Source organism: Actinomadura livida (assembly GCF_014648675.1).
In the GTDB taxonomy this organism is placed as follows: Bacteria; Actinomycetota; Actinomycetes; order Streptosporangiales; family Streptosporangiaceae; genus Spirillospora; species Spirillospora livida.
The window spans coordinates 117,181-126,939 of the sequence record NZ_BMRO01000019.1; the positions used below are offsets into that span (position 1 = coordinate 117,181).

The window sequence follows — 9,759 nt, forward strand, 5'->3', positions numbered from 1 at the left end:
TTTACTAACCCCTACCCTGGTCAGTGTTCACTCACCTGTCAAGGCGGGCTTCGGCGCAAGGGAGCTTCATTGGGCGCGCGGGAACGGATTCTGGACGCCGCGGCGGACGTCATGCGCCGGGACGGGGTGGCCCGCGCCACCACCAAGGAGATCGCGAAGGCCGCCGGCTACTCCGAGGCGCTGCTGTACAAGCACTTCCGCGACAAGGAGGAGCTGATGCTGCACGTGCTGAAGGAGCGGATGCCGGCCTTCACCGCGTCGCACGCCGCCGGCGAGGGGACCGTGGAGGGCAACCTCGTCGCCGTCGTCCACGGCGCGCTGCGCTTCTACCGCGCCGCGTTCCCGATGATGGTCTCCATGGTGGCGCAGCCGCGGCTGATGGAGACGATGCGGGACTCGCTGCGCAAGTACGGCGCGGGCCCGCAGGAGCCGGTCCTGGCGCTGGCGCGGTACCTGGACGCCGAACGCGAGCTCGGCCGCGTGGCGGCGGGCGCCGACACCGGCGCCGTGGCTGCGCTGCTGATGGGCGCCTGCTTCCAGCAGGGGTTCCTGCGCTACTTCGCCGAAGGCCCCGCCGGCTCCGGCCCGCCGGAGTCGGCGGCGCGCGACCTCGTCCGGCCCGTCCTGGCCGAACTGCTCCCCGGGAGGCGGGCCGCTAAGGCGCCAGGCGGGTCTTGACGACCTTGCCCATCGCGTTGCGCGGCAGGGAGTCGACCAGGTGCACCACGCGGGGGCGCTTGTGCACCGACAGGCTGCCGGCGACGAAGTCGATGAGCTGCTTCTCCCCGACCCCGTCCGCGACGACGTAGGCGGTGACCTGCTCGCCGAGGTCGTCGTGGGGGGTGCCGACGACCGCGGCCTCCCGGACGGCGGGGTGCGCGAGCAGCGCGTTCTCGATCTCGCCCGCGCCGATCCGGTAGCCGCCGCTCTTGATGAGGTCGGTGGACGCGCGGCCGACGATCCGGTGCCAGCCGTCCGGGCCGATGGCCGCGATGTCGCCGGTGCGGAACCAGCCGTCCCCGGCGAACGACTCCGCGGTGGCCTCGGGGCGGTTGAGGTAGCCCTTGAACAGCAGCGGCGCCCGGACGTGGAGCTCGCCCGGCGTCTCCCCGTCGTGCGGGACCGGGCCGCCGTCCTCGGCCGCCAGCCGGGTCTCGACGCCGGGCAGCGGGGTCCCGACGTAGCCGGGGCGCCGGTCCCCGGCGGCGCGCGCGCTGACCGTGATGAGGGTCTCGGTCATGCCGTAGCGCTCGACCGGGCGGTGCCCGGTGAGGTCCGCGAGCCGCTCGAAGACGGGCACGGGGAGGGGCGCGCTGCCGGAGACGAGCAGCCGCGCGCCGCGCAGCGCCCGCGCCGCCGCCGGGTCGGCCGCGGTCCGCGACCAGACGGTGGGGACGCCGAAGAACAGGCTCCCGCCGTCGTCCTGCGCCGCCGCCGCGTACGCCTCGGGCTTCGGGCGGCCCGTGTGGACGAGCGGCGACCCCACCCGCAGTGCCCCGAGGACCCCGAGGACGAGGCCGTGCACGTGGAAGAGCGGCAGCCCGTGGACGAGGACGTCGCCGGGCGTCCAGGCCCAGGCCTCGGCGAGGGCGTCGAGCCCGGCGGCGATCGCCCCCCGCGAGATCAGCACGCCCTTGGGGGCGCCGGTCGTCCCGCTCGTGTAGAGGATCATCGCCGTCGCACCGGCGTCCGCCCCGGTGCGCTCGCTTCCGTTGCGCGGGAGGGCGTCGACGGGGACCAGCGGCGGTTCCCCGTCCGCCCGCTCGGCGCCGCCGGCGGCCAGCAGCAGGCTCGCCCCCGAGTCGCCGAGGACGTGCGCGCGTTCGGCGGGCCCGGAGTCGGGCGGCAGCGGCACCACCGGGACGCCCGCGAGCACGCCGCCGACGACGGCCGCGACCGTCTCCGCCGTCGCCGTGGCGTGCACCGCGACGGCGTCCGCGCCGCGGATCTCGGCGGCGACGGCCGACGCCCAGCCGAGCAGCTCGTCGCGCGCCAGTTCCCGCCCGGCGATCCGCACCGGGCCGCCCGACTCTCCGAACAGGTCCATCACTCGCCCCTCTCCCGCTCGTCCTGAAGGTCCATCTCGTCCAGCCAGGCCAGCACCGCCGCGGTGTGCTCGCCGAGCAGGGGCGGCGCGGTGTGCTCGCGCGGCGGCGCGCCGTCGAAGCGCAGCGGCGGCCCCGGCAGCTCGATCGGCCCGAGCCGCGGGTGGTCGACCTCGATGACGAGGCCCTGCGAGCGGGTCTGCTCCCACTCGTAGACCTCGTCGATCGACCGGATCGCCCCCGCCGGGACGCCCGCCTCGCCCAGGCGCGCCAGCCAGGTGCCGCGGGTGTCGCCGCCGAGGACCCGCTCGATGCCGGCGGTCAGCGCGGCGCGGTTCGCGGAGCGGTCCGGGATCGTCGCGTACCGGGGGTCGTCGGGGTCGAGGCCGACGACCGGCGCGAACCGGCGCCAGATGTTCTGGTTGGCGACGCCGATCTGGATCTGCCCGTCCTTGCAGCGGAACGTTCCGTAGGGGGCGATCGCCGGGTGGTCGTTGCCGACCGACTCGGGGACCTCGCGGGCGACGGTCCAGCGCGTCCCCTGGAACATGTGGGCGCCGACCACCGAGGCCAGCAGCGACGTGCGGACGACCGTGCCGCGCCCGGTGCGGGCCCGCTCGTACAGGGCGGCCAGGACCCCGGCGACGCCGTTGCCCGCGGCGAGGAGGTCGGCGATCGACAGCCCGACCTTGCTCGGCGTGCCCGGGGGGCCGGTGACGCTCATGACGCCGGCCTCGCCCTGCACGATCGCGTCGTAGCCGGGGCGCCCGCCCTCCGGCCCGTCGTGCCCGAACCCGGTGATCGACAGGACGATCAGGCCCGGGTTCAGCCCGTGCAGCCGCTCCACCGGGAACCCGAGCCGGTCGAGGACGCCCGGCCGGAAGTTCTCCACGAGGACGTCGGCGTGCCGCACCAGCCTGGCCAGGGTGTCCCTGCCCTCGTCCGACTTCAGGTCGAGGGTGACCGACTCCTTGTTCCGGTTGATCGACAGGTAGTAGGTGCTGATCCGGTCGTCCCCCGCGAACGGCGGACCCCAGCCGCGGGTCTCGTCGCCGTCGGGCTGCTCAACCTTGATCACTCTGGCGCCGAGGTCGGCGAGCGTCATCGTGGCCTGCGGGCCCGCCACGACGCGGCTGAGGTCGACGATCACGACGCCTTCGAGCGGTCCGGGCAAGGACGTCCTCCTTCGGGGGGCGGCACCAGGCAGTATGCCGTCCGCCCCCGGCCGGGCGGGACCCGCCCGGCGCGGCCTCACCGGCTCAGCGCGGTCTCCCGCTCGATGCGCGACAGCTTCTCGGGGTTGCGGACGATGTACAGCCCGGTGATGAGGCCGTCCTCGACCCGCATGGCCACGGCGCCGTGGAGCTCGCCGTTCATCCGCAGGACGAGGCCGGGCCATCCGTTGAGCTGGAGCGGCACGCCCGTCAGCCGGCCCCCCACCTTGTCCCAGCCGACGGCCAGCAGGCGCGCCACCTTGCGGGCCCCGGCGACGGGCCGCGGCACGGCCTTCCTGACTCCGCCGCCGTCGCTCATGAGGACGACGTCCGGCGCGAGGACGTCCAGCAGGCCCTGCAGGTCCCCCGTCTCGACCGCCCGCTGGAACGCCTGGAGGGCGGCCCGGGTCTCGGCCGGGGAGGCGGCCTCGCGCGGCCGCCGGGCGGCGACGTGCGAGCGTGCCCGGTGCGCGATCTGGCGGACCGTCGCGGGGGTCTTGCCGACGGCTTCGGCGATCTCGTCGTAGGGCACGTCGAACACCTCGCGCAGCACGAACACGGCGCGCTCGACCGGGTTGAGCGACTCCAGCACCAGCAGCATCGCCATCGAGACGCTCTCGGTCAGGACCACGTCCTCCGCCACGTCGGGCGTGGTCAGCAGCGGCTCGGGCAGCCACGATCCGATGTAGGACTCCCGGCGGCGGCCGAGCGTGCGCAGCCGCGTCAGCGCCTGGCGGGTGGCGATCCGCACCAGGTACGCGCGCCGGTCCCGGACCGTGGCGAGGTCGACGCCGGCCCACCGCAGCCAGGTCTCCTGCAGGACGTCCTCGGCGTCGGCCGCCGACCCGAGCATCTCGTAGGCGACGGTGAACAGCAGGTCGCGATGGGCGACGAAGGTGTCGGTGGCGGAGTCCATGCCCATGGGACTCCGCTCCCGCTCTCCGTGTGACATCCGGAGCCGGTGGCACACATCACAGGACGGCGCTGTCACGGGGGGCGGGGCCGCCGGCATCTCCTGCGTGACCAGACGTCCTACCAGCGAACCTCGCCACCAGGAGAACCTTGTGAACATCGCTCTGTGGATCGCCGCCGGCCTGCTCGCCGTGATCGCCCTGGGCGGCGGCGTCACCAAGACGTTCCTCCGGAAGGAGAAACTGTCCGCGCACAGCGGCGGCGAATGGACCCGGCACGCGCCGGCCGGTTTCGTGAAGACGCTCGGGGTCCTCGAGCTGCTGGCGGCCGCCGGCCTGATCCTGCCCGGAGCGCTGGACATCGCGCCGGTCATGGTGCCGGTGACCGCAGTCTGCTGGGTCCTGCTCATGATCGGCGCGATGGTCACCCACGGGCGCCTGGGCCAGTTCGGCCTCGTGCTGCTGAACGCCTCCTACCTCGCCGTGGCGGTCTTCGTCGCGGTCGGCCGTTTCGCCCTGGAGCCCTTCACCGGCTGACCTGTGCCCACGCCGGGCCCGGCTCGGCACCCGGTAAATCGCTGGTGCGGTGATCTTGGCGGCTGCCAGGATCGGCGCATGACCGTTGCGCGCGTGCACATGCTGAACCGGCAGCTCGACATCGCCTGGGCGCTGCTCGAGTACCACCTCGACGGCCTCGACGACGCGCTCTGCCTCTGGGAGCCCGAGGCGTACTGCTGGACGGTCCGGCCGGATGCCGAGGGACGCTGGGTCGCCGACTGGGAGGTGCCGGAGCCCGATCCCGTCCCGGCCGTCACGATCGGCTGGGTCACCTGGCACATCGGCTACTGGTGGACCACCACGCTCGGGCACTGCTTCAAGGGCGGCGCGCCCGAGCGCACCGGGATCACCTGGCCGGGCGGTGCCGAGGCGGCGGCCCGCTGGCTGCGCGAACTGCACCAGGAGTGGCGGACCGGCCTGGCCGGGCTGGGCGACGCCGACCTCGACTCCGCCGACCGGACCGCCGGGCTGCCGTGGGCGGCGGAGCTGACGATGGGCGACGTGGCGGGCTGGGTGAACATCGAGCTGACCAAGAACGTCGCCGAGATCGGCCTTCTGCGCAACCTGCACGGCGCGCGCGGCATCACCGTCGACCGCTGACCGGACCCGGCGCGGCGGTGCCGTTCATGGGGAGCTAGGTAGCATCGGCACCGCGCGCCGGGGGGAGGGCACCGCATGCCGATCGAGAGCGACCACCGCGGATCCGACTCGCCGTACATCGCGCGCGTGTGGCGCGGGCGCGCCAGCGGGACGGGGCGCCTGACATCGGTCGCGACGTCGCACTGGGAGTTCGTCTTCTGGGAGTCCGAGGGCGTCCTGCACGCCTCGCTCCGGGGTCCGGAGACGGCCGCGTCGACCGTGGAGATGGCGGGCGAGTCGGAATCGTTCGGGATCATGCTCGCGCACGGGACGTCGATGCCGCACCTGCCTGCCGCCCGGCTCGTCGACGCCGAGTTGGAGAGCCCTTACGCGGACGGGCGCGTCTTCGTCCTGCGGGGCGAGGAGTGGGCCATCCCGGGCTTCGACAGCGCGGAGGACTTCGTCGGGAGGCTCGTGCGCGAGGGCGTGCTCAGACGCGACCCGCTCGTGGACGAGGTCGTGCGGGGCGGCACCGCCGGCGTGGGGGCCCGGTCCGTTGAGCGGCGCGTCGCCGCCGCGACGGGGCTGACCCAGGGCGCGATCCGGCAGATCGATCGCGCCCGGCACGCCGCCGTGCTGCTGCGTGAGGGCGTGCCGTGCCTTGAGGTCGTGCACCGGCTCGGCTACTACGACCAGCCGCATCTGGCGAGGTCGCTGCAGCGGTTCATCGGCCGGACGGCGACTCGGCTGCGGGAGCCGGCGCGCACCGCGGAACCCCTGTCGCTTCTGTACAAGATCCAGGGCGACGCGCGTTTCTAGGGTGGGTCCCCCGCGGCGAACGACCGCGCGGACCGACCTCAGAAAGGCACGACCCCATGTCGCAGGGCACTGTCACTTCGGCCGACGGCACCGCCATCGCCTACACCGCGTGGGGTGAGGGCGACCCGATCGTCCTGATCGACGGCGCGACCGCGCACCGCGCCACGACCCCGGAGAACGCGCAGACCGCGGAGCTGCTCGCCGGCGGGTTCCTGGTGATCAACTACGACCGGCGCGGGCGCGGGGACAGCGGGGACACCGCCCCCTACGCCGTCGAGCGCGAGTTCGAGGACCTCGCCGCGATCATCGAGCGGGCGGGCGGCGGGCGTCCGGCGACCGTGTTCGGCTGGTCGTCCGGCGGGCACCTCGCGCTCAACGCGGCGCAGGCCGGCGTGCCGATCGCGCGCCTGGCGCTGTTCGAGCCGCCGGTCATCGCCGACGACGGCCATCCGCCGCTTCCGTCCGACTACGTCGAGCGGCTCGACGCCGCCGTGGCCGAGGGCCGCCCCGGGGACGCCGTGGAGCTGTTCCTGACCGCCGTCGCGGGGATGCCCGAGGAGGCCGTCGGCGGCATGCGCGAGGCCGACTTCTGGCCGGCGCTGGAGGCGGTCGCGCCGACGATCGCCTACGACGGCCGGAACGTCGGGGACACCATGTCCGGCAAGCCGCTCCGCGGCGACCTGTGGGACAAGGTCGGCGTGCCCGTCCTCGTCCTCTACGGCGAGGACACCTGGCCCCACCTCGCCACCGGCGCGAGGGCGCTGGCCGACCACCTGCCGACCGCGACGCTGAAGGCGGTCCCCGGCGAGAACCACAGCACGAGCCCGTCCGTCCTCGCGCCCGTGCTGCGCGACTTCGCCAAGGGAGCCTGACATGGGGAAGATCGTCGTCACCGAGTTCATCTCCCTGGACGGCGTCGTCGAGGCGCCCGGCGGCGAGGACTTCAAGTACCCGAACTGGAGCTTCGAGTTCGACCGCGGGCCGGACGGCGAGCAGTTCAAGACCGACGAGGCGCTCGCGTCCGAGGCGCTGCTGCTGGGCCGCGTCACCTACGACGGCTTCGCCTCCGCCTGGCCGCACGAGGAGGGCGAGCTGGCCGACAAGTACAACGGCATGCCGAAGTACGTCGTCAGCGGCACGCTCGAGGACCCCGGGTGGAACAACACGTCCGTGCTCTCGGGCGACCTGGCGGAGGAGGTGACCCGGCTCAAGGCTGACGTCGGCGGCGAGATCTCGGTGGCGGGCAGCATCCGGCTCGTCCAGGGGCTGCTCGCGGGTGACCTGGTCGACGAGATCCGGCTCATGTGGTTCCCCGTGATCCTCGGCCACGGCCGGCGGCTGTGGACGGAGACTCCCGACATGAGCGCCTGGACCCTGACCGAGACGACGAGATACGGCAAGGACGCGCTGGTGACCATCCACCGGCGCGCCCGCTGACGTCCGGGTTCCGCCTGCGGCCGATCACCGGGGCGGAAGGGAGATCGCGCCGGGCGTGTAGGGGATGATCTCGATCTCCGTGACGAGCCCGGCGCCGAGCCTGAAGCGGATCAGCGCGAACGCGTGGCCGCCCGGCGCGATGACCGCTCCGGGGTGCCCGGCCACGAGGACCGGTGCGGCGGCGGCGATCCGGTCGACGAAGGACCTCGTCTCCTCGGCCACGGCCGGGGCCCCGCTGACGCGGTCCTGCGCGCCCGCCGGAAGCAGCCGGGGGTCGGCGGTCCGGACGGCGTCCGGTGCCATCAGGGTGACGAGCCGCGCGATGTCACCGCCGCGCGCCGCCGCGAGGAAGGCCTCGACGATCTCGAGGTGCCCGGGATGGGCGGCGGGCTCGGCCGGGCGGGGCCCACGGAGCCTGGCGCGCGCACGGCTGGCGAGCTTCTTCGCCGACGCCGGGGTCGTGTCGAGCACGGCGGCGATCTGGTCGAACGGGACGGCGAACAGGTCGTGGAGGACGTAGGCCACCCGCTGTCTCGGCGACAGTTCGCCAAGGAGCACGAGCAGCGCCCTGGACACGGCCTCGCGGCGGAGGAACTCCTCGTCGGCGCCGAGCTGCTCGCCCGGGACGTCCGCGGACGCCAGCGGGAGTTCGCCGCGCCGCTCGCGGGCCCGGAGGAGGTCGAGGCACAGCCGGGCGGTCACGGTGGTGAACCAGCCGTCCAGGTTGGTGATCTCGGCCGTGTCCGCGGCCTGCACTCGCGCCCACGCGTTCTGGACCGCGTCCTCGGCGTCGTGGTGCGAGCCGACGATCCGGTGCGCCAGCGACAGCAGCCGGGGCCGTGCCGCCTCGAACCGTTCAACGAGTTCCACGGGGAGGGTCACCTTTCGTGCGTGCTCGGCGTCAGGAGGGACGAGAGCACAACGACATGACGAGCACGTCCCGTGGAGGACACGACAATGAGCGTACAGATCGTCCGGTTCAGCACCGATGCCGGGCGGATACCCGAGGTCGAGGACGCCGTCGGCAAGCTCTTCGCCGCGCTGGAGGAGGCGGCGCCGGCCGGTACGGAGTACAGCGCGGTCCGTGTAGGTGAGGACGGCGAGAACGCGGAGTTCCTGCTGACGCTGCGTCTCGCCGACGGCGCCGCCAATCCCCTTCTGCGGCTCCCGGAGGCCCTCGTGTTCAGGGCCAAGGTCGCGGAGTGGGCGGGGGCGCCGGCCCCGCCGCAGCCGGTCACCGTGCTGGGACGGTACTCGCGCTGATGGCGGCGCTAGAGACCGGGCTGCTCGCCGCGACCGTCGGCTGCGTCCTGGCCAACTCCTTCGAGGTGGTGGCCAAGGCCGCCCAGGCGCAGTTCGTGCTCCAGAACTCCGCCGAGGTCGGCGTGGCACGGAAATGGATTCCGCACCTCGCCGTCCTTGAGGGAGCCGGGGCCGCGGGACTGGTCCTCGGACTGCTCGGCCTGCCGCTCCTCGGCCTGGCGGCCGCCGCCGGGCTGGTGCTGTTCTTCGCCGGAGCGGTCATCGCACACGTCCGGGCGCGGGTCTTCCACAACCTCGCCTTCCCGCTGGCCTTCCTGGCTCTGGCCGTGGCAGCGGGGACGCACTTCGCTCGATCGATCGGCTGACCGGCCACCCTCGTACGTGTCAGGAGTCGAGGACGGCGGCGACGGCCTCGATCTCCACGAGCTGATCGTCGTACCCCAGCACGGTGACGCCCATCAGCGTGCTGGGGACGTCGTGGTCGCCGAACGCGTCCCGGACGACCTCCCAGGCGGTCACCAGGTCGGGCTGGCGGCTGGACGCGACGAGAACCCTCGTGCTGATGACGTCCTCCAGGGACGCCCCGGCGTCCTTCAGGGCGGTCCGCATGTTCTCGACGGCCTTCGCCGCCTGACCCGCGTAGTCACCGGGCGCGGCCGTGGACCCGTCCTCGTTCAGCGGGCAGGCGCCGGCCAGGAAGATCAGCCGGGCCTCGGCGGGGGCCGTCGCCGCGTAGGCGTACTCGGCGACGTCGGACAGGGAGGACGAGCGGATCAACGTGACGGCACGACCCACGGCTGTTTCCTTTCGCATGAGGGAGGAGCATGACCCACCCCCGGCACCCGGCCGGCGCGCCCTTAGCCTCGATCCACCGATGGTGAATCGAGGTCGATCTCTCGGCCATTTCGGTGAGGTGGTCGAGTTGTCGGGCAC

Annotated in this window: 13 protein-coding genes; 8 read left to right on the top strand and 5 right to left on the bottom strand. The window is 73.6% G+C overall.

Going from position 1 to position 9,759, the window contains the following annotated elements; genetic code table 11:
• Positions 1 to 69 precede the first annotated feature (69 nt).
• Positions 70 to 678 (top strand): TetR/AcrR family transcriptional regulator, encoded by a 609-nt coding sequence (locus IEZ03_RS33085; RefSeq protein WP_184886241.1) that lies wholly within the window; start codon positions 70 to 72, stop codon positions 676 to 678.
• On the opposite strand, the gene IEZ03_RS33090 is transcribed toward IEZ03_RS33085, so the two are convergent.
• From IEZ03_RS33090 to IEZ03_RS33100, 3 genes are all read right to left on the bottom strand, one after another.
• Positions 656 to 2,047: an acyl-CoA synthetase gene (locus IEZ03_RS33090; RefSeq protein ID WP_184886243.1), complete on the bottom strand. Its 1,392-nt coding sequence runs from the start codon at positions 2,045 to 2,047 to the stop codon at positions 656 to 658. The genes IEZ03_RS33085 and IEZ03_RS33090 overlap by 23 nt on opposite strands.
• Positions 2,047 to 3,219: a CaiB/BaiF CoA transferase family protein gene (locus tag IEZ03_RS33095; RefSeq protein WP_184886245.1), complete on the bottom strand. Its 1,173-nt coding sequence runs from the start codon at positions 3,217 to 3,219 to the stop codon at positions 2,047 to 2,049. Before IEZ03_RS33095 ends, IEZ03_RS33090 begins: the two co-directional genes overlap by 1 nt.
• A 77-nt stretch (positions 3,220 to 3,296) precedes the next feature.
• A complete protein-coding gene (locus IEZ03_RS33100; RefSeq protein WP_221480806.1) occupies positions 3,297 to 4,181 on the bottom strand; it encodes an RNA polymerase sigma-70 factor in 885 nt (294 codons plus the stop codon).
• Between the two features lie 142 nt (positions 4,182 to 4,323).
• On the opposite strand from IEZ03_RS33100, the gene IEZ03_RS33105 reads away from it, so the two are divergent.
• The 5 genes from IEZ03_RS33105 (at position 4,324) to IEZ03_RS33125 (ending at position 7,563) form a co-directional block, all read left to right on the top strand.
• Positions 4,324 to 4,707, top strand: coding sequence for a DoxX family protein (locus IEZ03_RS33105; protein WP_184886249.1), 384 nt, complete (start codon positions 4,324 to 4,326; stop codon positions 4,705 to 4,707).
• 78 nt (positions 4,708 to 4,785) lie between these two features.
• The gene (locus IEZ03_RS33110; RefSeq protein ID WP_184886251.1) at positions 4,786 to 5,328 is read left to right on the top strand and encodes a DinB family protein; all 543 of its coding nucleotides are present in this window, start codon (positions 4,786 to 4,788) and stop codon (positions 5,326 to 5,328) included.
• Positions 5,329 to 5,403: 75 nt separating this feature from the next.
• Entirely contained in the window at positions 5,404 to 6,126 is a 723-nt protein-coding gene (locus IEZ03_RS33115; RefSeq protein WP_184886253.1) for a helix-turn-helix domain-containing protein, read from the top strand.
• A 56-nt stretch (positions 6,127 to 6,182) separates the two neighbouring features.
• Entirely contained in the window at positions 6,183 to 6,998 is an 816-nt protein-coding gene (locus tag IEZ03_RS33120) for an alpha/beta fold hydrolase (protein WP_184886255.1), read from the top strand.
• 1 nt (position 6,999) lies between these two features.
• Positions 7,000 to 7,563, top strand: coding sequence for a dihydrofolate reductase family protein (locus tag IEZ03_RS33125; protein ID WP_184886261.1), 564 nt, complete (start codon positions 7,000 to 7,002; stop codon positions 7,561 to 7,563).
• Between the two features lie 24 nt (positions 7,564 to 7,587).
• Here IEZ03_RS33125 and IEZ03_RS33130 read toward each other — a convergent pair whose 3' ends face one another.
• Complete coding sequence (locus IEZ03_RS33130; protein WP_184886263.1) at positions 7,588 to 8,433, bottom strand: sigma-70 family RNA polymerase sigma factor; 846 nt, start codon at positions 8,431 to 8,433, stop codon at positions 7,588 to 7,590.
• An 87-nt stretch (positions 8,434 to 8,520) separates the two neighbouring features.
• On the opposite strand from IEZ03_RS33130, the gene IEZ03_RS33135 reads away from it, so the two are divergent.
• A complete protein-coding gene (locus IEZ03_RS33135) occupies positions 8,521 to 8,826 on the top strand; it encodes a hypothetical protein (RefSeq protein ID WP_184886265.1) in 306 nt (101 codons plus the stop codon).
• On the top strand, positions 8,826 to 9,191 hold the full coding sequence (locus tag IEZ03_RS33140) for a DoxX family protein (RefSeq protein WP_184886267.1): 366 nt from the start codon (positions 8,826 to 8,828) through the stop codon (positions 9,189 to 9,191). Before IEZ03_RS33135 ends, IEZ03_RS33140 begins: the two co-directional genes overlap by 1 nt.
• Positions 9,192 to 9,210: 19 nt before the next feature.
• Here IEZ03_RS33140 and IEZ03_RS33145 read toward each other — a convergent pair whose 3' ends face one another.
• Positions 9,211 to 9,621 (bottom strand): RidA family protein, encoded by a 411-nt coding sequence (locus IEZ03_RS33145; RefSeq protein ID WP_184886269.1) that lies wholly within the window; start codon positions 9,619 to 9,621, stop codon positions 9,211 to 9,213.
• Positions 9,622 to 9,759: the final 138 nt, after the last annotated feature.

What these genes read in the sequence shown, in the direction of transcription:
- IEZ03_RS33090 (WP_184886243.1), bottom strand. Translation starts at nt 2,047, where the DNA reads ATGGACCTGTTCGGAGAGTCGGGCGGCCCGGTGCGGATCGCCGGGCGG.
- IEZ03_RS33100 (WP_221480806.1), bottom strand. Translation starts at nt 4,181, where the DNA reads ATGGGCATGGACTCCGCCACCGACACCTTCGTCGCCCATCGCGACCTG.
- IEZ03_RS33110 (WP_184886251.1), top strand. Translation starts at nt 4,786, where the DNA reads ATGACCGTTGCGCGCGTGCACATGCTGAACCGGCAGCTCGACATCGCC.
- IEZ03_RS33115 (WP_184886253.1), top strand. Translation starts at nt 5,404, where the DNA reads ATGCCGATCGAGAGCGACCACCGCGGATCCGACTCGCCGTACATCGCG.
- IEZ03_RS33120 (WP_184886255.1), top strand. Translation starts at nt 6,183, where the DNA reads ATGTCGCAGGGCACTGTCACTTCGGCCGACGGCACCGCCATCGCCTAC.
- IEZ03_RS33125 (WP_184886261.1), top strand. Translation starts at nt 7,000, where the DNA reads ATGGGGAAGATCGTCGTCACCGAGTTCATCTCCCTGGACGGCGTCGTC.
- IEZ03_RS33135 (WP_184886265.1), top strand. Translation starts at nt 8,521, where the DNA reads ATGAGCGTACAGATCGTCCGGTTCAGCACCGATGCCGGGCGGATACCC.
- IEZ03_RS33140 (WP_184886267.1), top strand. Translation starts at nt 8,826, where the DNA reads ATGGCGGCGCTAGAGACCGGGCTGCTCGCCGCGACCGTCGGCTGCGTC.